The organism is Geotalea uraniireducens Rf4 (assembly GCF_000016745.1).
Taxonomy (GTDB): Bacteria; Desulfobacterota; Desulfuromonadia; order Geobacterales; family Geobacteraceae; genus Geotalea; species Geotalea uraniireducens.
This window is the reverse complement of record NC_009483.1, coordinates 3,998,781-4,019,224: the sequence shown is the minus strand read 5'-3', so window position 1 is coordinate 4,019,224 and position 20,444 is coordinate 3,998,781. Positions and strand designations below refer to the sequence as shown.

The following is a 20,444-nucleotide window of genomic DNA, read 5'->3' as shown; positions in this document are numbered from 1 at the left end:
GTTTTCTGTATCAAATGTATTGATTTTCTTCGCGTTCTTGGCGTCTTTGCGGCTCAAATGCCGTTTTTAGGACAACTGGCATTTAAAATGCTTAATTATGATTTATTATATATCCGTATTGGGATTAGTATAACTGTAGGAGGTTGATAATCAACATCATGTAATACGTTGCTGCCCGTTAATGCTCGGTTCTGGCAGGCCAACTGAGCAGTTTTTAGGCGTGATAAATGGTCATACAGCGGAATATTCCGCTTTCTGTCAAGGTTGAAAGAATCTCTAATTTTCTGAATAGGGGAGGAATCATGAAGCAGCAGCCGTTTGTGATAGAGGATTATGAAGTTTCAATAATCGAGGATGTATATCTTCTTGCGGGGCTCCTTACGCTGGATTCAACCATTCACTACTCACCGCGTCGGAACAGTGCAGGACGTGTGGTCTTCGAGGTCCATGGGCGGATCGCCGACGATATGGGGCGCCTTTATGCGGGCGAACCCGCATCACTAGCCACATACATCAATCACCTGAAGAGCCTCAGGGCTGCCATATTTGCTCTGAAAAGACCGGTGAACGATATGGGGGCTTTACGTCAGGACAGCGCAGGGTACATGCAAAAAGTTGGGAGGGTGAGATGAGGGGTGGGGAACAACAGAGGAAAACCACAAACAGGAAGCGCCTTAGCGGGATATTCCTGGCGATCGTCATTCTATCGGTCCTCTTCGGCAGCAGTGGTGTGCCAGTGACCCTTGCGGTCACCCTGGACCTCATGCACAACAGTGCCAATCCCAACATTGGCACGACCAATTACGGCACCTGGGGGACAAGCTGGGACTGCACCACCTGCCACCATCCTTTAACTACTAATATAAAACTGGTTAGCTCTACAATTCTTGCAAAGCCTGTTATCTTCAATCGTATCACGTCGACAGTCCTGGATTACGGGATATTAGGAGATGACAGCCGTACGACCAATGCAACAAAATCGCAAAATGTCTGTGAAGTCTGTCACCACAGAACGAAATATCATCAATACAGTTCAAGTAAAATACTGCCCGGCAACAAGAACCATGGTAACAGGAAAGATTGCGTAAGCTGCCATGCGCATAAAGTTGGTTTCAAGGCGGGCTGTGACACGTGCCATGGTAATCCGCCCAATGTTGCCACCACCGGTGCCGGAGGCCTTGCCGAACCTGCAACCGGAGCTACCAGTCCGTTAAGCCCCGGCGCCCATGCCGCGCATGTGACGACAAGGCTCATGACCTGTGCTGCCTGCCACACAGGTAACACCATGCCGGTCGTCAGCAACAGCATCCAAATGGGTTTTGTTGCCAACAGCACTACCTTCCCCGGCTTTGTCGGGACGGCTGCCTTCGGCTCATTCAGCGGCCATACCCCGCTTAACACGCCATACTCTTTCGTCGCGAGTAACACCGGCACTATTACCAGGACCAGCGCCAGTTACCGCAACTCCTGTAATGTTTATTGTCACGGCAACTGGTCCGGTGCAAACCGATCTCTGAATCCGTCCTGGGTAGCCGGTTCTTCCCAGGACGTCTGCGGCGCCTGTCATGGAACTACGGCGGCTAAAGCTCCGCAGACCGGATCTCACAACAGACATGCCGCGACTTATTCCTACACATGTGCAACCTGTCACACGGCATATACCGATAACTCGCATATTGACGGCAACGTGAAGTGGGCTTTGAATACCACTGACGTGAAAGTTACCGCTACTGCCACGTACAAAGGCGCAGCCAGTGGTCAGACCGGCGCCATAGCGCCAAGCGCCGCTTTCGGCTCCTGTGCCGGCATTTACTGTCACTCCACCGGCACATCCGTATCGACCGGAACATTGACCGGCCAGACGGCGACAGTAACATGGGGTGCGACCACCATCAACTGTGCAAGCTGTCATGGCAATCCGCCTGCCTATGCGAACAATTCGCCGAAGAAGAACAGCCATGGCCTCGGAGGTCACTCCATAACCTGTGATAACTGTCATTACGCCGTCACTACGAACGGCACCACTGTAACTACCGTTGCAAACCACATAAACAACGCTTATAACGTTACGCCAAATACCTCAAAGGGGATTTCATTTACCTATAGCTATGCTGCAACGGGCGGCACCTGTTCTTCGAACGGTTGTCACATCAACTTAACCTGGGGGGCGACGGGAGTCCTTGACTGCGTTGGCTGCCATGGCTCGACTGTGGCTATCAACGCCGGACCACTGGCCGGAACCGGTTCTCGTCGCGCTGTAGCTTCGGAGTTTAAAAACACATGGAGTCATAAGCGTTCGACATCGGGCGGGATTCCTGCCAATACGGTTGTTACCAAGTACGACTGCTGCGTCTGCCACATGGAAGGGGACATGTCGAGCGGTTCTCCGAACGCGACGTATCACAAAAACGGATTAATAGAGCTGCGCGATCCCGATACCGGCGCAACCATTAAGGGCGTAACCCACAACGGGACTGCCACGACAGCGGGCAACTATACAAGCACCGCTACCGACATGACGTTTGCCAGGTTCAGCCGAGATCTGGGCAATGCTTCGCTTGAGGCCGCGGTCCAGGCGATCCAGTTCAACCTCTGCCTGAAATGCCACGATAATAACGGCGCGGCAAGTACCTTGGCGCGGGTGCCGACAACCGGAACGGCAGAGAAGCCCTTCGGGACTACCATTGCCGGTGCAGGGTATACCGGTGCAGGGGTGACGGCCAATGGGGTGCTGGGCGGAGTCACGGATATCAAGGCAGCCTTTGCCACGACCAACTCGTCCTACCACCCGGTCCTGGGCAAGCAGAACAACAGCTATACGCAGGGCAGCAGGATGGCCGTTCCCTGGAATCTGGCAAAGACGAATGGCAATAATACCCAGTATGGCAACCTGATCTCCTGCTGGGACTGCCATGCTCCTGTGGGCGCAACTGGTGTCCAGACCAGCACGGTTACCGCTCACGGCTCTGCAGTCACCTTGCGGGGCGTTGCGACAGTCACCGGCACCCCGGCCGCAACCACCAATCAAGTGACGTTCTGTATCGTGTGTCATGCCGGTTATGATACCAGCACCTCAAGTCACCACGGAACAGGCTCGGCGCTTGCCAGCAGCACAAACAACAACATGGTTGCCTATATGCGTTACGGGTGCAACTATTGCCATTCCAGCGATATCAACGCTGCACGTCCCCGTCGGGGGGAAGATGTTCACGGGTTCAACAGGCTGGCCGGTACGGGTACCGATGCAAGGTGGCCGACAGGCACAACTGAAACGAGCAGGCCGTACGGGTTCATACGAAACACGGTCACTCCGCTGTTCCTCACCAACCATAGGCCTTTGACCGCAGCTGGTGAGTTAACGTCAGGAAGTGCTACGTGTGCCTCGGCTAACACCACAAGCCCTTGCCGTAACGGTATGGGATCTTACAGCCCTGGCGGCGTCTATTAACCGTTGCCGGGACTCCTTATTTTTGACAAGCCCCGCCCGACAAGCGGGGCTTGTCAGTCTCATCACGGTCAATCTTTTTTTTGCTAATCAGGAGACTTTTTGACCGGCAAAGTTGAAACAAGGTTGCTTGGCACATCGCAAAAATGGGCAAGAAATAATCTTGCCCATTTAAACCTTACTGCCTGCGGGTCGAGGGTGGTGATGTGGTTGACAAATTTTCACGAATTGTCACGAATATACAAGCTTTTGTGATGCAGAACACTCACCGGATCGGTGACTGCTCAAGACTTAAAAGGAGGTTAAAAACATTCGAGTTTATTCGTGTCATTCGTGGCTAACTGCCGTTTTGGGGTTCAATGCCTATTGTCGGCAATTGCAACTGCACGAGCAGTTCAATCCCTTGGCCTTGCCAAAAGCTTCCCGGCCTTCCTTCCATGACAGCCACGCGATCAGAAGGGCGCCAACGGAATCGAGACTGCCTATGCCGGTTATTTCGTAGCCGACACTGGCGGCAAACAATACTACAGACAGGTAGACGCAAGCTCGCGAGCAGTTTGCGTCCGCAAGAATGGCGGGAGAGTTGAGCGCCTTGCCGACCTTCGTTTTATAATGGATCAACAGCCACATGAAGGATATGGAAATCGAGGAGATGACGATACCCCAGAGAGTCGTCTCCGGCCTGTGCTGCTGCCAGATGTTGATGATTGAAGTCAGCACCAGGCCGACAGTCAGCAGGTAGAACGACGCACCCGTGATAGTGAGCGCCCGTTGCTCGAACTCGTCCCGCATTTCTCCCTGGTTGGCCCTGACGCGGCTGATCATGTGCCAGACTCCAATCGCCGAAAATACCTCGATAAATGAATCCGCTCCGAAGCCGAACAGCGCCAGTGTTTCGTCGGCCGCCCCCATCCAGATGGAGACGATCCCCTCGACCAGATTGTAGAAGATGGTGACGATTGCCAGGAGATTTGCCGTGGAGTAGAGTTTTTCTCGTGTTGTTTTTTGCATCATGGATCTTAGACCTTTCTTGCTGATGTTGTCGGAGAAGGGATTTCCGTGAATGCGGCGGCTGAAATGTCTGCTTGCCGTCAGCGTTGTCCGGTTTGGTTTGTGCATCAAGGTTGTTAAGCCCCATTAGGGGCGTTCGAATGTAGCCGGGGGATTCATCCCCCGGATGAGATGCTATATTTCCCCACGTCACGTACGTGACGTGATGATATTTCGCCTGGATGACCGGGGAATGAATTCCCCGGCTACCAGTATTCTGTCCCTACGGGACGTAAGCAAAAACCAAACCGGACAACGCTGGCTTGCCGTAATCTATGGGGTAATTTCCGTTTTACCGGCGACCAGTCCCAACTCCTTGAGCCGGTATTGCAGGGTCCGCTTTGAAATTCCGAGTGTCTCGGCTGCCATGCGCCGGTTTCCACGGTTGTTTTTCAGCGCCTCCAGTATGCAGTTTCGTTCGATGTCTTTCAAGATGCCGACCTTTGGGCCACCTTCCGTTTCCTTTCCGGCAATCATGGCCGGCAACTCGGGGGCGGTAAGTTCTTCTCGTGCCAGGATGACTCCGCGTTCGATGACGTTTTGCAGTTCACGGATGTTCCCGGGCCAGTGATAGGCTTTCATGAGCCGCAACGCCTCCGGGTTGATACCTTTCAGTTTTTTGCCGGTTTTTACGGCGAACCGGGCACAGAAGTAGCGAGCCAGACCGGCAAGGGCGTCAAGCCTTGCGCGAAGCGGAGGCACGGTGATGGGGAACACGTTCAGCCGGTAGAACAGGTCGTCACGAAAACGCTTTTCTGCCACCTCCCGGTTTAAATCCCTATTCGTGGCAGCAATCACTCGCACATTCGTCCTGATCTGCATTGAGCCTCCCACCCGTTCGAAGACCCTTTCCTGGAGGACGCGCAGCAGCTTTGCCTGCAACAGTGCCGGCATTTCACCGATTTCGTCGAGAAAGATCGTCCCTCCCTCGGCCAATTCGAACTTGCCTCGTCGTGCCTGCATGGCGCCGGTGAAAGCCCCCTTTTCGTGGCCGAACAGTTCGCTCTCAAGCAGGTTTTCCGGGATGGCCGCGCAGTTCAGCGGGATGAAGGCTGCTCCTTTTCGTTTGCTCAAGAGGTGGATCATCCGGGCAACGAGCTCTTTGCCCGTGCCGCTTTCGCCATGAATCAGCACCGTTGCCGTCGAGGGAGCTACATCATAAATCATTTTTCTTACCGCGTCCATGGCCGAGCCGGAAAAGATCAGTTCGTCCGGCGGGAGACCGGACCGTTCCATATCTTTCAGCGAGATAAACAGCCGTTCGCGCTCCACACTCTCCAGTGCCCGTTTGACAGAGTCACGCAGGCTGCGCGGGTCTTTGAGCGGTTTGGTCAGAAAATCGAAGGCACCTTCCTTGATGGCGGCAACTGCTTCTTCCACTTTGCCGAAGGCGGTTATGAAGATGAACAGAGGCGGTGCAGCGTCCTGGCGGGTTTCGCGGAACAGTTCGAGACCGCTTTTCACCGGCATCTTCAAGTCGCTCAGAACAAGGTCGAACCGCTCCTGCCTGATACGTCGCAAGCCTTCGCCGCCATCGGTTGCAATTGTCACCATGTGGCCGTCGTCTTTGAGGATCGTTGCCAGCAGTTCGCTGAATCCGGCATCGTCTTCGACCACGAGAATATTTGCGGACATACCCGTCACCTCGGAATTTTCATGTCGTCAATGGAAGTTCTACCGTGAACACGCTCCCCTGGTTCACAGCGCTCTTCACCCGGACGGCGCCGCCGTGTTCTTCGGCAATCCGTCGGCAGAGCGCCAGTCCCAAACCCGTCCCTCGCACCTTGCTGGTCCAGAATGGTTCAAAGATATGATCCAGATACGTTGGTTGTATCCCGATGCCGTTGTCGGCAATGGTTATTATCGCCATGTTGCGCTCCCGGCGCAGTTCGGCACGCAGTTCACCTCCGTCGGGCATGGCTTGCACGGCGTTTTTGCATAGATTGAGCAGAAGCTGTTCGATCCGTTCTGCCGCTATCGGGACAACGATTCCGTGTGCTATGGAGAGCTTCACATCGATGTGCTGCTGTTCGGCTTCATGGCGCACGAGTGCGACACTTTCCTCTACCAGCGGGGCCAGATCAAGCGGTAGGTGTGCATCTTTTTCTTCGCGGGCAAAGGCGAGCAGATCGTTGACCAAATCCTCCAGCCGGGATGCCTGTGCCACGATCTTCGATGCAAAACCGGCCGACCGCTGTGCATCGTCCGATTCTTCCACGAGCTGGGCAAAGCCTTTTATGCCGCCCAGCGGGTTGCGAATCTCATGGGCAAGCAGCGCCCCCAACTCTCCCAGTCTTACCATTTCTTCACGATGGTGCATCTCTAGGCGATGTATTTCCTCGCGACGCATATAGCGGGATATGATCATAACCAGCAGCCATCCCGTGCATACCATGGCAGCAAGAACGGTCACCCCTGTTTTCGCGCGCCGGATAACCCGATCATAGCGATGGGTATGCAAAGCGAGGGTCAGCAGGTACTCTTTCCCGTCGGCGTGCAGCGGCATGCGGGCCAGATATGCTTCCTCGCCGGTGCCGAGACGCACCCGTCGCTCGTCAAATCCGTTTGCGCCTCTGGGCCGGTTTAAGGACGTTTTCAGCCGCTGGTTGATAAGCCGGCTATTGGTATGAAAGATGATGATGCCATTATGGTCGGAAACGGAAAGATAGGCCAGGTCGGGGGATGTATAACCGTCCAGCATGGCGAAGGATGGATCCGAGTCGGCAAGGTGCTCAACGGCTGCGGCAATCGACAGCGCCGCGCCGCGCAGGCTTTCCTCGGCAATGGGCCGTGCAGTGGTGTACATGGACCAGGTAAACCAGCCGATAAACAGCGTAAAGCCGCATGCAATTCCGGTAATAATCCGTGTCGGCATCGGGTTGCTCAAAACATATAATACATGGTTATTCCGCCGCCATAATCCGGGCTGCTGTCCGTTATTCCTTTGGCTGCGTACATTTCTATTCCAGTCCTACGGGTTATTTCATAGAATCCTTTGGCTCGCAGTTCAAGCAGATCTGTCGCATCTTCGGCCGGTTCGGAAGCTCCCCTGACGAGGAGCAACGGCCGGAATCGGTCGGTGAGCTGATACCCTGTGCCGACCGTATAGCTTACGTAATTTTTCAAACCCAAACCGGCTGCCTTTCCCTGGTAGTTGTAAAAGGCCTCGGCGGTTACGATCAGATCGTCAAACCACTTGGAAACCTCCATGCCTGCGCCTGCATCTAATTCTCCGGTTCCCAACCCGTCACGTTCGCTGGCGGTGGGGAATTTTACGAACAGGGAAGGGCGGATTCTCGGCGCTCTCCGGCCTTCAGCCAATGCGACATAACCGATACGGAGGATAATGTCCCCCATTCCGGAAGTCGCAGGTTCTGCGGCTCCGTTGGATGATGCGGCAGAATGATTTCCTCCCTTTCCCCCCGGCCCCCCCTGGCGTGCGACAAGCTTTGCCGTGCCGTTCACCTGTGATGCTCTGAAAATATCGGTGGTTACGAGCGATGAACTTTGATAGACAAAAGGAATCTCCGTTCCCACGTCGAGACGGGCAGTGGGAAACCAGGTCACGATCAGCGGCATGTAAACAGTGTCGGTTGTAATGTCGGTGCCGTACTTGCCGGAAGCGAATTCAACGCCCAGGCTGACCGATACTGTCGGGATTTTCTCTTCTTCAGCGGCGTACACCCAAGTTGGTGATAACATCGCCAGAAGCAACGAACTGGCGATAAAGTATAAATTCATGCGTTAATCCTTTCAGCCCTCAAACAGGTAGCCGGCGCCCGGGTGACGAGCCGGCATCATCTGCGTCCGCCATGTCCCCCGCCGCCCCTTCCGCCGCCGAAAGAGCCATACCGGTTACCACCGCCATGACGGGAGTTTGCACCGGTTCGCCGGTTCGAAGCATCAGCGCCGTTCGCGTCGGCGCGCGACCAGAGCGGAACACCCGTTTCGGAGCGAATGGTGAGAGAATGTCCTTTGGAACGGTTTGTGATCTCCTGGGCAAACAGATAAAGCCCCCCATCCTTCCCCTGCGCCTTTGACCCGCTTATGGTCACCTCATGTCCTTTATCAAGCGGAATCGAATTCTTTTCCCAGAACCACCATGGTCCCATGATCACATTAAGCTGTCCCTGCTCCGTCCGCATTTCCATGATTGCATGGCCCTGTCCCCGATCTACGGGGGATTGCACAATGGTCCCTTTCACTGTGGCAACCGTATTGATATCAAAGCCTTTCGCGTAATCCAGGCCGCTTGTGCCCAGCTCGGCATCGTTTCCCCAGAATGCAGCGGTTTCGCCTCCCCAGGCAAGGGTGGCCAAAATTAATACACCCTGGATAAGGAGTTGTTTCATTTCCGGTTTCCTCCATCACAATATTGCTTTGATATCTGCCAAAGTGCATATCATGGCTCTAAACAACTGGGACGATAAAAGTAATTCCCTCCATACGAGTCGTATGGAGGGAATGCTTGCCGTTAAAGCTTCGAGTTACTGCGCCGCCGGGGCGGTCGTGGCAGGAGTGGTGGCCAGACGGCTGCCGTCCTGCAGACCTTTGCCGTTAGCGGGGCGGGTGGTTGAACCGTTGGCGGTCACCCCGGTTGTCAGGAAGGTGCCGTCCCTGCGCTGCGAACCTGCCGGCCGTGTCGCATTCGTGGCCGTTCCGGTCGTGTTCACGCAGCTGCCGTCACGAAGGCCCTTGCCGCCACCGCTGCCCGCACCGTTGCCACGCCCTGCAAAAACGTCTGCCGCGCTCAACGAGAGAAGGACCCCCATTACTGCTACCGTGCTGATGATTTTTCTTTTCATTTCCTCTTCCTCCTGTGGTGTGATTTTTGAGCTATACTAATCACACCGCATGCCAAATGTGTAACATGTTGATATCTTTGGCAATATGCGCGTGGCGCTGGAGGGTGGTCAGGTAAAATGATGCAATATCTGCACTTCGGGTGCAAACAGGTGCAAAAACATCCATACGTATTGTTTCGTGTGGCATGGCATTGCCGACTGCGAGCAGATAATATGTTGACTCCGAAGTAAAAGTCGGTTTATCATGTGAATATACACTCACAACAAACATTATGAAACCAAAAAAAAGCACACGCATACGAAAAGAAGAGATCGTCCAGGCCGCCCTGGAGGTAATAGGCACGCGCGGGGTAAAAGCGCTCACCATTGCCGCCATCGCGGAAGCTGCCGGAATGAGTGAAGCCAACATCTATCGGCACTTCGGCGGGAAGGACGACATCTATTTTGCCCTCGCGGACTTCATCGGCACGGTCGTCATGGGGAAGGCGGCAACCATCGCGGCGGGAAGCCGGAAGCCCATGGAAAAACTGGAGACCATCTTTTTCTCGCACATAAGCATGATTGACGAGCATCCGGGCCTTCCTCGGTTCATCTTTTCCGAGGACGTCCACCTGGGGAACCCCAGACTGGCGGAAAACATCGCCTTCCGCATGGGAAGCTACGTGGAGACCGTCTCCGGCGTCATCGCCGCAGGGATCAACGAAGGGGATTTGCGCCCGGGGCTTTCCCCGCGGGAGACGGCGCTGACTTTTCTCGGCATGATCCAGTTCACGGCGCTGCGCTGGACCATCGGCGGCGCATCGTTCGACATCAAGGCGGAAGCGGAAAAACTCTGGAATAACTTTTTGCTGCTGGTGCGCTGATTTTTTTTGCATTATATGTGAGTACTCAATCGCATTAAATTCTGAACGCAATATATAGGTAAATCATTATGAAATTGTTTTCGACCGTCGTGGCAACATGGCTCCTTTTGGCTTCGCCACTTCATGCCGCATCTCCCCTGACCCTTGACGACGCCCTGGCCATAGCGCTCAAAAACCACCCGCAGGTGATCGAGGCCAGGGAGAATATGAACGGCGCCGAGGCCCGGACAGGCCAGGCACTGGCCAACTATTACCCCCAACTGAACATTGCTGCAGACTGGAGCAAAGGGCGCTCCTTCCTGACGCCGCTCGAAGCCGTCAAGCAAACGGAAGTGCAGACGGACGCCCTCTACCTGAGGCAGACCATCTATGATTTCGGCCGCACCTCAGGTGCTGTTGATGCTGCGCGCGGCAACAACGCCGCTGCTGCCGAGACGCTTGCCGTAACCCGTCAGGACATAGCTTACCGGGTCAGAGCGGCTTTCTATCTCCTGCTGGCTGCCGAAAAACAGGTCAATGCCGTGAAAGAGACTGTCAGGGCAAGGGAAGTGGTTTATCGCCAGGCAGAAGAGTTCTTCAGGGAGGGGATCAGGGCGAAGGTGGATGTGACCAGGGCCGAGGCCAACATGTTTGCAGCCAAGACCGCACTGATCCGGGCGGAAAACAACCTGGAGCTCGCACGGGTCGAGCTTGCCAATGCCATGGGTGTTCCGTCATTGGAAACCAGCACCGTTGTAGAGCCTTCTGCTGCGATTGATACGGAACCGGAACGGAACCGGGTGCAGCAGGAGGCCCTGACCAACAGGGCCGAGCTGAAACGGCTCAATGCGCTGAAAAGCTCGGCAGCCGCCGGCTTGAAAATTGCCAGGAGCGGTTATCTCCCCATCCTCTCGGGGACGGCGAGCGCCGGTTATGCGGACAGGGAGTTTCCGCCGGGAGGGACGGTGTGGGGCGTCGGATTGAACCTGACCATACCGCTCTTTTCGGGCTTTTCCACGGTGCAGCAGGAAAAGGAGGCCGTGGCGCAGCTGCGGGCCGTCGACGCCCAGCAAAACAACCAGAGGCTGCAGGTCGTGAGGGATGTGGAATCGTCCTGGCTTGGCGTCAGGGAGGCGACCGCCCGCATAGCCTCGACGGAAAAGGAAGTGGCTGCCGCCAGGGAAAACCAGGCTCTTGCCATGGGACGCTACCAGGAAGGGGTCGGGAGTATCATCGAGGTCACCGATGCCCAATCCCAGGCTCTTGATGCGGAAACAGCCCATATACAGGCAGTCTATGATTATTACACCGCGTCAGCCCGTTTGGACAGGGCGGTGGGAAAAGAGTGAGAAGCAACCGCCAAGGAGTGAAGAATGAATCTACTGAAAAAAATGGCACGAAAGAAAAAGTATCTGCTCTGGCCCCTGATCCTTTTCGTCGCTGTCGTCGTCCTTAAGTCGACAATCCTTGCTCCGGCGCGGGTAAAGGTCGTTAAGGTCGAAATGCGCGACCTGACCGCGCAGGTCTACGGCAACGGCACCGTTGAGGCCAAGGTGGTGGTGGGGGTTTCCAGCAAAATCACCGGCAGGATAGTTGCGTTGTACGCCGATCAGGGTGACCGGGTAACGCGCGGCCAGTTGCTTGCCAGGCTCGAAAACGATGATGTCGTCCAGCAGCAGCATCAGTCGGAGGCCGGGGTGGAGAGGAGCGCATCAAACCGGCAGGTGGAGCAGGCCAATCTCCTGAAGGCCCGGGCCAATCTTGCCCTGGCAGAGAAAAACGCCCATCGTTTCAAGTCCCTGGCGGAAAAGAACCTGGTCTCCAAGCTGGAGGCCGAGCAGTTCGAGAACGTTTATCAGGTCGCCAAGGCGGAGGTTGCACGCTGCACCGCTGCACTGGAGGCGGTAAATATGGAGCAGTCGGCAAACCGTGCCGGACTTGCATTTGCCCGGAGCAAGGTGGCCGATACCCTCATCTATGCGCCGCAGGATGGGGTTGTGATCACCAGGGACCTGGAAATGGGGGCCACGGTGACGCCGGGGATGGCGATTTTCACCCTGGCAGATCCACGGACCGTTTGGGTGAAGGCCAATGTGGACGAGTCCCAGCTGAAAGGGGTTTCTGTCGGCAAGAAGGCCGTCATTACGCTCCGCTCCGCCCCCGGTGAGCATTTCCCCGGCCGGGTGGCGCGCCTCGGCCGCGAGAGCGACCGGGTCACCGAAGAACTGGAGGTGGACGTCGCCTTTGCCCAGCCGCTGAAGAATTACCGGCTTGGGGAGCAGGCCGAAGTCTACATCGAGACCGAAGCCAGAAAGAGCGTTCCCGCCTTGCCCTCCGCCTCCCTGGTCACCAGGGAAAAACAAAGGGGGGTATGGTCGGTTGCGAATGGCAGGCTGAAATTCAAGACGGTCACCGCGGGGGTTGAAGACCGGTGCAACTTCACGGAGATTGCCGCCGGGCTGGACAAAAGCGAGCTGGTCGTCGCCGCGCTTCCGCAGGAGATGGCCAAATTCAGGGACGGGATGAAGGTGAAGGCCCAATGAACCTGGCTATCCGCGACATAAGCTATCACCGGGGACGATTCATCCTCACCTCCATCGGCCTGGGTCTACTCCTCGGCGTGGTGATGAGCATGGGGGGCATTTACCGGGGGCTCTTCGCAGATGCCCTGGCGGTTCTCGGCGCCACCAGTGCCGACATCTGGGTGGTCCAGCAGGATACGAACGGCCCCTTCGCCGAGAACTCCCGCATCCCTGAAGACATCAGATACCGCATCGCTGCGGTTCCCGGTGTGGCACAGGCATCGCCCCTTTCTTTCCAGACGATCCAGATCGAGCGGCTGGGTAAGCCGTTCCGCTTTTTCCTCATCGGCCACGATTTGAACGGTTTCGGCGGGCCGCCGGTAATAGTTGCCGGACGGGGCATCCGCCAGAAGCACTATGAAATGGTTGTTGCCAAGGGTATGAAGATGGCGCTTGGAGAAAAAATCCATCTGGGGCTCCATGACTACACAGTGGTCGGGATAACGGGTAAAATGGTTTCGTCCAGCGGCGATCCGGCCGCCTATGTGAGCCTGGCCGACGCCCAGGATATCCAGTTCAAGAAAGACAACGATGCGATCAGAAACGATCGGCAGAGAACCGGTGCGAGGGTTGCCGGCATACAGTCCCTTTCTCCGTCGCAGGTGAAGTCCCTGCAAAATAACATATCGGGAATTACGGAATCCACCCACACGGTAAATACCGTCGTGGCAAAACTGGCGCCCGGCGCGGATCTGCAGGAAGTGCAGCAACGGATCGGCCGCTGGAACCATTTCCGCGCCATTTCCGGCGAAGAGCAGACAAAGATCCTGACCAAGGGGATGATCGAAAAGGCCAGGATGCAGCTGGGGCTTTTCCGGGTCATCCTGCTCGTCATTTCGGCGGTCATCATCGCCCTGATCATTTACACCTCGACCCTCGACAAGATCAGGGTCATCGCAACCCTGAAGCTGATCGGTTCCCCGAACCGGGTGATCGTCGGCATGATCCTCCAGCAGTCGCTGCTCATGGGTGGCATCGCCTACGGCATCGGTTATTTCGTGATACTCTTGACCTACGAACACTTTCCCCGCCGGATCGTCCTTGAGTCCGGCGACCTGCGGTCACTCTTCGCCATAGTCATGGCCATCTGTGTGATTTCCAGCTTTGTCGGGATCAGGAAGGCGCTCCGGGTTGAGCCCGCGGAAGCCTTGGGAGGGTAAACATGTTTGCCATAGAAGTGGCTGGACTGACAAAAATATACGGCAAAGGGGAGACGATGGTTACGGCCATCTCTGATGCCACCTTCCAGGTCAAGCCGGGGGAGTTGGTCGCCATTCTCGGTCCGTCGGGGTCCGGGAAAACCACGCTTCTCACCTCCATCGGCCTGATCAACGAACCGACCCGCGGCAAGGTGGTCATTGACGGCACAGTCGTCGCCGATGAAGGATGGCGGCCGGGGCTGGACCTGAAGCGGATTCGCCGGGAAAAGCTCGGCTTCATCTTCCAGGCCCATAACCTTATCCCGTTTTTGACCGCCATGGAAAACGTGATGGTGGCGCTGGAGATAAACCACCTGCCGCGATCAGAGGCCAGGGAAAGGGCCGAGGAACTCCTCACCACGTTGAACCTGGGGCATCGGCTGAACAACTACCCCTCTGCCCTTTCAGGTGGGGAAGCGCAGAGGGTGGCGATCGCGCGGGCTTTGGCCAACAGGCCGAAGGTGATCCTTGCCGACGAACCGACCGCGGCGCTGGACACCGGGAACGGCAAAAACGTCATGACGCTCCTGAAGAAACTGGCGGTGGAAAACCATTCAGCCATCCTGGTCGTCACCCATGACCACCGGATGGTGGAAGGGTTCGACCGGATATTCCATGTGAGCGACGGCCGCATTGCCGGCGAAAAGAATAACCTGGAGGTGACAGGAAACCATGAACTGGGATGAACGTTACAGCGAACCGGGGTTTACCTACGGCACTGCCCCGAATGAATTTCTCGTATCGATAGTCGACAGGATTCCGCAAGGAAAGATTCTGTCCCTTGCGGAGGGAGAAGGGAGAAACGCCGTGTATCTGGCATCACTGGGATACCGGGTGACCGGGATTGACGGATCGGAAGTGGGGCTGCGAAAGGCCGTGGACCTGGCAATGGAGCGCGGTGTCGCCATTACCACGATACATGCTGATCTGAGCGAGTTTGTGATAAAGCCGGGACAGTGGGACGGGATCATCGCCTGTTATTGCCACTTGCACCCGGCAATCCGCATTCCGCTCCATCGTGCGGCCGTGCAGGGGCTTGCGCCCGGCGGGGTCTTCGTGCTGGAGGCGTTCAGCAAGGAGCAGCTCGCCTACGGCACCGGCGGGCCCAAGTCCCTGGATATGCTCATGTCGCTGGATGAGTTGGAACGGGAACTTGCCGGACTGGAATTTGTCCATGCCGTGCAGATTGAACGGCAGGTGCGGGAGGGGCGAGGGCATACCGGCCCGGCATCGGTGGTGCAAATACTGGCTGTCAAGCCAGGTGTGTGCGAGGGGGGATACAGGTGATCCAGGACCCGACAAACCGTTATATAGCCGCTATTCTGTCCAGGTGCGATCTTGGCGGCAAGGAAGTGCTCGAAATAGGGTGCGGCAAGGGGCGGATCACGCAGGACCTGGCGAAGCATGCCGAGCGGGTTGTAGCCACCGACCCCGATGCTGCGGCACTCGAAACAGCACGGGCCACCATTGTCGCGGACAATGTGACGTTCATGCAGGATCAGACCGGCGTGCCGGATCTCCCCCCTGGGAGCTTCGACATGGTTATCTACACCCTCTCTCTGCACCATGTCCCTGTTGAAGAAATGTCCGGTAGCCTGCACACGGCAGCCGGCCTTCTCCGCAAAGATGGGGTCATTGTCGTTGTCGAGCCAGGTGATGGCGGTTCGTTTACCGAGGCAAAGGAGCGATTCGGGGCTGGGAGCGGCAATGAGCGGCCTGCCAAGGAAGCGGCCATTCGCGCCATGCACACCCTGGCCGGCTGGACCGTGGAAGAGACGATACACTTTCGCACTCTGTTCCGGTTTGACGATGAAGAGGATTTCTTTGTCAGCATGCTGGCGGAATACCGTCAAAAGCCGCAATCTTTTGTGGATGAAGTCAGGGGTTTTCTCCATATGCATCGGACTGCTGAAGGGATTATCCTTGATGCCGACCGGCGACTGAATGTGCTGCGGCCATATTAAAGACGGGAGCAATCATGAAAAATCTGCTCGACTACAAGTTTCTCATCCCGGTTGTGCTGCTCCTTGGCTTTGCGCCATTTTATCCTCAGCCTCATATCGTGGAAAAGATGAAGATGTTGATGGCCGGCACGCTGAAAAAGCCGATCGATATCTTTGACCTGTTTTGGCACGCCTGGCCCTTTGTGTTGCTTGCATACCGGATATTTCGAGACATCAGGCACCAGGCCTGATAGGGCGGCTATTGAAGAATAGTTATGGCGTGACGGGAAATGGCTTCATCTGGCTTGACAGGGAATAGAGTATTGTGACCTTGAAATTCCCGGCACACTGTCACGCTCTGTCCTTCCATCCGTTCAATAAGAACTACGACCTTATATTCCGTTTTGTTCATAAAACCGTTGACGCCCTCTGGTTTGGAGTGTATTACAGGTGAGAACTCAATTATTATGATTTCCTAGGAGTTGGGGGTGATCCTGACGACCGCACATTGCAGCATCTGAAGCCGCCATTGTCGAAGACGATCGGGCGGTTTTTTTGTGCTGGTTCTTGGGAATTTGGATTTTAGCGGACAGGAGGGCGTGTGCCACTACGAAAAATGCAGGGTGACATGGTGGGGTCTCGGTGGAGTCGGCATGGCTGACCATCTCAAATTCGAACGTTATTACTGGTTTGATAGTGAAGTTCGTCGCGGAGCCTTTCCCAATGCCAATTGCCTCGCCCGCCGTTTCGAAATCTCCGCCAAGACCGCCCAGCGCACCATCGATTTCATGCGTGACCGGCTCGGCGCGCCGCTGGATTACGATTCCCACCGCAAAGGCTATTACTACACCGAGAGCGGTTTCGCCCTTCCCCCCTTCGAGGTCGCCCAAAACGAGCTCCTCGCCGTTCTCCTGGCGCAGAACCTCCTTGCCGGCGCTGCCTCCGGGGTGATCAGCCACTCCATCCGCTCCTTCGGCCGCAAGCTGTTCGCCGCCACCGGCTCCTTCGGCCTCTCCGAAGCCAGGGTCAACGAGGCCTTCTCCGCCGTCTGGCACGGTTTTGCTCCCGCCGAGGCCGAAACATTCCGCATTGTCGCCGATGCCCTGGTGCAGCGGCGGCAGCTCGCCTTCCACTATTTCGCCCCCTCCACCAACGCGCACACGGAACGTCTCGTCGAACCCCATCATCTACAGCACTACATGGGCGGCTGGGTGCTCCTGGCCCGCTGTCTCGACCGAGACGACTGGCGCAAGTTTCACCTTGGCCGGATGCATGAGGTTAGGCTTTCCGCCCAGCCGTTCACCCCCCGCCCGGCGTCAGAGTGGCAGGAACAGCTTGGGGGGGCTTTCGGCATTTTCCAAGGGGGGGCATCGGTGCGCGTGGTGCTGCGGTTCAACCCCTTCCGCGCCCGCTGGGTGCGCGACGAACTGTGGCATGTTGAGCAAAGCGTGGAGGAACTGGCGGACGGCTCACTCCTCCTTAGCTTCGCAGTTGCCGACTTCCGTGAAGTGAAGCTCCGCATCCTCCAGTTCGGTGCAGATGTTGAGGTGGTCGAGCCGGTGGAATTGCGCGATGAAATCATGGCGGAGATTGGGCGGATGGCGGAGTTGTACAAGAAGGGTTGAAAATATTTTCATGTAGGACACCGGATGTCCGAGGTGGGGTGGTAGAGTGCTGTCACGGGAGAGAAACGGAGGCGATTGATGGATACAAAGCTGGTGGTCTTTAAGGACAAGAAAATCCGGCGGACGCTGCACAACGACGAGTGGTGGTTTGTGGTCGAGGATGTAGTGCTTGCCCTGATCGATTCGAAAGACCCAAAACAGTACATTCAGCGGATGAAGCAGCGCGATCCGGAACTTGGCAAAGGGTGGGTACATATTGTACATACCCTTTCGATTGAAACGTCGGGCGGGGCGCAACGGATGCTTTGCGCCAACACCGAAGGCATCTTTCGCATTATACAGTCCATACCCTCTCCCAAGGCCGAGCCGTTCAAACGCTGGCTGGCGAAAGTCGGCTACGAGCGGGTGCAGGAAATCGAGGACCCGGAGTTGGCCACTAAGCGGACCAAGGAGTTGTACCGCGCCAAGGGGTATTCCGAAGCCTGGATTGAGAAACGGATGCGCGGCATTGCCATTCGGGCGGAGCTGACCGACGAATGGCGGCAGCGCAATGTGAAGGGGGAGCCTGAGTATGCCATCCTGACGGCGGAGATATCCAAGGCCGCTTTTGGGCTTACTCCCGGAGAGTACAAGAAGCTGAAGGGGCTGAAACGGGAAAACCTGCGGGACCACATGACCGACCTGGAGCTGATTTTTTCCATGCTGGGTGAAGCGGCGACGACCGAGATCGCCCGCAAAAAGGATGCGCAAGGGTTCGGCGAGAATAAGGTGGCCGCGCACAAGGGTGGCCGGATTGCCGGGGATGCGCGGAAGAAACTGGAGGTTGAAACCGGCGCGAAGGTTGTGACGCCTGAGAATTACCTGGTGGAGCCGCAGGGTAAGAAGCTGAAGGGTAAATAAAGAAGAAAGGAGAATCTATCTGTGGATACTCAGGTCATTGATTTGGCATTTCCGGTACAGGGGAAAACGGTTCCGGTTGATCATGGTTATGCGCTTTATGGTGCTCTAAGCAGGATTTGCCCGCACCTGCCCCTACACTACCCAACCCACAACGGCAGTTTCACAATATCTGACGCCGGGAGGCGTTGAGCACGGCGGACCGCTCGAATTGTCGGTGCAGGTGGGCGCGCGTTTCACAATATCTGACGCTGGAAGGCGTTGAATATGCAAGCGCAAACCGTATTCGGGCATAAGCCCGCCCGAAACACGGGCAGGATGCCCACGCTCCTGAAAACCAGTCCGTTACTTCGCCGTGCTGAATAGTTACGTAAGTCTTACTATTTTTCATCCACTAACTGTATTCTGCCAACCACATCCAGGAAAAAATCACGGGACCAGATTGCCAGCAGTCCTTGGTCTTGGACGAATGGCGCCACGTCCCGGCGTGCCTGGTCAACATCAAGACGGTCGATTCCCTCGCTCAGCAGCTCCCTGAAGGCAGCCGGCGAAAGCGTCTGATCGCCGGTCCAATGGCCAGTCTGTCGCATCCGTTGCTCCAGATGGGCAAGATTGAGCTGCGGGTGATTGGCAGCATACCAGACAAGGTCGTACCAATCCCTCCCTTTTACGCGGTTCTTCCACTTGCGGAAGAGCAGTGCATGCATCTTGCCGGCGAAAGGCTGGGGAGCGTGCTCAGCAGTTTCACGCGCCGCGAACGATAAAGCAATATTTAAGCATAGTATGTCCATATTTTTTGGACTTACTATGCTGCAAAATACAATTTTGATGGAAGGGAAGGTGGGGCAGCCGACGACAGCCGCTGCGGTTGGTGATTCGCGGATTCAGCGCCAAGAAACGAAAAAAGGGTTACGGCTTTACCGTAACCCATTGTTTTCAACTGGCGGGCGGCATGGGATTCGAACCCACGACCCCAGGCTTCGGAGGCCTGTACTCTATCCAACTGAGCTAACCGCCCGCGAATTTTTATAAATACACTATTTTTCTTCTTAACTCAAGGTTTAATGTTTCGTTCATGCAGTCTGACGAGATGAAAGCAGGGGCTGTCATTTCTCGGTTGGTTTTGCTAAGATACAAGAAAAAACCGGAGCTTCCATGAACAGACTGTTCTCCTTTGTGTTTTTGCTGTTAATAGTTTGCCTCGTCGCCATGCCGGCACCTGCCGCCATTAACGGCAATAACTCCAACAATGTAAAAAACTTTGCGGTGCAAAAGGTTGCGGATGGCGTATTTGCCGCCATTGCCCTTCCAAAGGGGAAGGCCAACAGCAACGCCATGATCATCGTCGCCAATGCCCAGGTGATACTGGCCGGCGCCCATTTTACGCCGGAGGTGATCAAGGAGCTGAGTGCCGAGGCGGCAAAGATCACCACCGCCCCCCTGAAGGCAGTTATCCTTACCCATCATCACCGCGGCTACAATTACATCGATTACGATTTCCCGGCTAATGTCGAGATCATCACTTCCTGGCAGACATGGCGATCATTGAAAGAGGGCTATCGGGAGTTAAAGAACCCGGTGATGTTTTTCGATAAGGGGCTCACCCTGGGTCGTGGCAAAATGACGATAGTATTGAGCAATACCGACCTCGGGCATAGTGAGGGGGATGTGATTGTCTATCTCCCCGAAGAGAAGGTGCTCTTTACCTCGGACCTGTTTTTTTATGATGTGGATGGTTATATGGGGGATGGCCACATGCGGGAATGGGTTCTCGATCTGGAGATGATGGAAGGGATCGATGCGCGTATTGTCATACCCGGTTCGGGAAAGGTGACCAATAGTGCGGGAATAACTCAGTTCAGACTGTTCTTCAAGGATTTCCTTACGGAGGTGTTGCGCCATGTGGAAAAGGGTGAAACCCTGGAGCAAACAAAAAAAGCTTTCCGCCTCCCCAACTATGAAGCGTTGCCCGGCTACAAGATCTTTCTGAACACCAATGTTGAACGGGCTTACAAGCAGTTGAAGGAGAAGTAGTATCTTGCTGCGTATCCGGTTC

The 20,444-nt window shown here is 55.8% G+C and carries 21 protein-coding genes and 1 tRNA gene; 14 read left to right on the top strand and 8 right to left on the bottom strand.

The features are described 5' to 3' along the window. The first annotated feature begins 302 nt into the window (after nucleotides 1-302). Both GURA_RS17420 and GURA_RS17415 read left to right on the top strand, forming a co-directional pair. Nucleotides 303-632, top strand: coding sequence for a hypothetical protein (locus GURA_RS17420; RefSeq protein WP_157046238.1), 330 nt, complete (start codon nucleotides 303-305; stop codon nucleotides 630-632). Continuing rightward, on the top strand, nucleotides 629-3,448 hold the full coding sequence (locus tag GURA_RS17415) for a CxxxxCH/CxxCH domain c-type cytochrome (protein WP_011940234.1): 2,820 nt from the start codon (nucleotides 629-631) through the stop codon (nucleotides 3,446-3,448). The genes GURA_RS17420 and GURA_RS17415 overlap by 4 nt, the downstream gene beginning before the upstream one ends. A 360-nt stretch (nucleotides 3,449-3,808) precedes the next feature. Here the strand turns inward: GURA_RS17415 and GURA_RS17410 are convergent, their stop codons facing one another. The 6 genes from GURA_RS17410 to GURA_RS17385 form a co-directional block, all read right to left on the bottom strand. After that, entirely contained in the window at nucleotides 3,809-4,459 is a 651-nt protein-coding gene (locus tag GURA_RS17410; protein ID WP_011940233.1) for a cation transporter, read from the bottom strand. A gap of 309 nt (nucleotides 4,460-4,768) precedes the next feature. Next, nucleotides 4,769-6,130 carry a sigma-54-dependent transcriptional regulator gene (locus GURA_RS17405; RefSeq protein WP_011940232.1) on the bottom strand — a complete coding sequence of 454 codons (1,362 nt, stop codon included), beginning with the start codon at nucleotides 6,128-6,130 and terminating at the stop codon, nucleotides 4,769-4,771. Between the two features lie 19 nt (nucleotides 6,131-6,149). After that, nucleotides 6,150-7,370 (bottom strand): two-component system sensor histidine kinase NtrB, encoded by a 1,221-nt coding sequence (locus GURA_RS17400; RefSeq protein ID WP_011940231.1) that lies wholly within the window; start codon nucleotides 7,368-7,370, stop codon nucleotides 6,150-6,152. 8 nt (nucleotides 7,371-7,378) lie between these two features. Further along, nucleotides 7,379-8,236 (bottom strand): transporter, encoded by an 858-nt coding sequence (locus tag GURA_RS17395; protein ID WP_011940230.1) that lies wholly within the window; start codon nucleotides 8,234-8,236, stop codon nucleotides 7,379-7,381. 56 nt (nucleotides 8,237-8,292) lie between these two features. Then, nucleotides 8,293-8,847 (bottom strand): hypothetical protein, encoded by a 555-nt coding sequence (locus GURA_RS17390; RefSeq protein ID WP_011940229.1) that lies wholly within the window; start codon nucleotides 8,845-8,847, stop codon nucleotides 8,293-8,295. Between the two features lie 135 nt (nucleotides 8,848-8,982). Then, a complete protein-coding gene (locus tag GURA_RS17385) occupies nucleotides 8,983-9,300 on the bottom strand; it encodes a hypothetical protein (RefSeq protein WP_011940228.1) in 318 nt (105 codons plus the stop codon). 272 nt (nucleotides 9,301-9,572) lie between these two features. Here GURA_RS17385 and GURA_RS17380 point away from each other — a divergent pair, with 272 nt between their 5' ends. The 11 genes from GURA_RS17380 to GURA_RS25435 all read left to right on the top strand — a co-directional run bounded on the left by GURA_RS17380 (nucleotide 9,573) and on the right by GURA_RS25435 (nucleotide 18,580). Continuing rightward, nucleotides 9,573-10,163 (top strand): TetR/AcrR family transcriptional regulator, encoded by a 591-nt coding sequence (locus GURA_RS17380; RefSeq protein WP_011940227.1) that lies wholly within the window; start codon nucleotides 9,573-9,575, stop codon nucleotides 10,161-10,163. Between the two features lie 68 nt (nucleotides 10,164-10,231). Beyond that, entirely contained in the window at nucleotides 10,232-11,491 is a 1,260-nt protein-coding gene (locus GURA_RS17375; protein WP_011940226.1) for a TolC family protein, read from the top strand. Nucleotides 11,492-11,515: 24 nt separating this feature from the next. Continuing rightward, complete coding sequence (locus GURA_RS17370) at nucleotides 11,516-12,685, top strand: efflux RND transporter periplasmic adaptor subunit (protein ID WP_011940225.1); 1,170 nt, start codon at nucleotides 11,516-11,518, stop codon at nucleotides 12,683-12,685. Next, complete coding sequence (locus tag GURA_RS17365) at nucleotides 12,682-13,884, top strand: ABC transporter permease (protein ID WP_011940224.1); 1,203 nt, start codon at nucleotides 12,682-12,684, stop codon at nucleotides 13,882-13,884. Before GURA_RS17370 ends, GURA_RS17365 begins: the two co-directional genes overlap by 4 nt. A gap of 2 nt (nucleotides 13,885-13,886) precedes the next feature. Further along, nucleotides 13,887-14,609: an ABC transporter ATP-binding protein gene (locus GURA_RS17360; RefSeq protein ID WP_011940223.1), complete on the top strand. Its 723-nt coding sequence runs from the start codon at nucleotides 13,887-13,889 to the stop codon at nucleotides 14,607-14,609. Further along, nucleotides 14,596-15,210, top strand: coding sequence for a class I SAM-dependent methyltransferase (locus tag GURA_RS17355; RefSeq protein ID WP_011940222.1), 615 nt, complete (start codon nucleotides 14,596-14,598; stop codon nucleotides 15,208-15,210). The genes GURA_RS17360 and GURA_RS17355 overlap by 14 nt, the downstream gene beginning before the upstream one ends. After that, a complete protein-coding gene (locus GURA_RS17350; protein WP_011940221.1) occupies nucleotides 15,207-15,887 on the top strand; it encodes a class I SAM-dependent methyltransferase in 681 nt (226 codons plus the stop codon). Before GURA_RS17355 ends, GURA_RS17350 begins: the two co-directional genes overlap by 4 nt. 14 nt (nucleotides 15,888-15,901) lie before the next feature. Continuing rightward, nucleotides 15,902-16,117, top strand: coding sequence for a hypothetical protein (locus GURA_RS17345; protein WP_041245529.1), 216 nt, complete (start codon nucleotides 15,902-15,904; stop codon nucleotides 16,115-16,117). 402 nt (nucleotides 16,118-16,519) lie between these two features. Next, nucleotides 16,520-17,491, top strand: a complete 972-nt coding sequence (locus tag GURA_RS17340) for a helix-turn-helix transcriptional regulator (protein WP_011940220.1) — start codon at nucleotides 16,520-16,522, stop codon at nucleotides 17,489-17,491. 78 nt (nucleotides 17,492-17,569) lie between these two features. Next, on the top strand, nucleotides 17,570-18,391 hold the full coding sequence (locus tag GURA_RS17335; protein WP_011940219.1) for a BRO-N domain-containing protein: 822 nt from the start codon (nucleotides 17,570-17,572) through the stop codon (nucleotides 18,389-18,391). Nucleotides 18,392-18,412: 21 nt separating this feature from the next. Further along, nucleotides 18,413-18,580, top strand: coding sequence for a type I-MYXAN CRISPR-associated protein Cas6/Cmx6 (locus tag GURA_RS25435; RefSeq protein WP_083764934.1), 168 nt, complete (start codon nucleotides 18,413-18,415; stop codon nucleotides 18,578-18,580). A gap of 188 nt (nucleotides 18,581-18,768) precedes the next feature. Here the strand turns inward: GURA_RS25435 and GURA_RS17330 are convergent, their stop codons facing one another. Next, on the bottom strand, nucleotides 18,769-19,179 hold the full coding sequence (locus GURA_RS17330; RefSeq protein ID WP_011940218.1) for a nucleotidyl transferase AbiEii/AbiGii toxin family protein: 411 nt from the start codon (nucleotides 19,177-19,179) through the stop codon (nucleotides 18,769-18,771). 150 nt (nucleotides 19,180-19,329) lie between these two features. Further along, nucleotides 19,330-19,406, bottom strand: a tRNA-Arg gene (locus tag GURA_RS17325). A gap of 137 nt (nucleotides 19,407-19,543) precedes the next feature. Here GURA_RS17325 and GURA_RS17320 point away from each other — a divergent pair. Continuing rightward, nucleotides 19,544-20,422 carry an MBL fold metallo-hydrolase gene (locus GURA_RS17320; RefSeq protein WP_011940217.1) on the top strand — a complete coding sequence of 293 codons (879 nt, stop codon included), beginning with the start codon at nucleotides 19,544-19,546 and terminating at the stop codon, nucleotides 20,420-20,422. The last annotated feature ends 22 nt before the right edge of the window (nucleotides 20,423-20,444 follow it).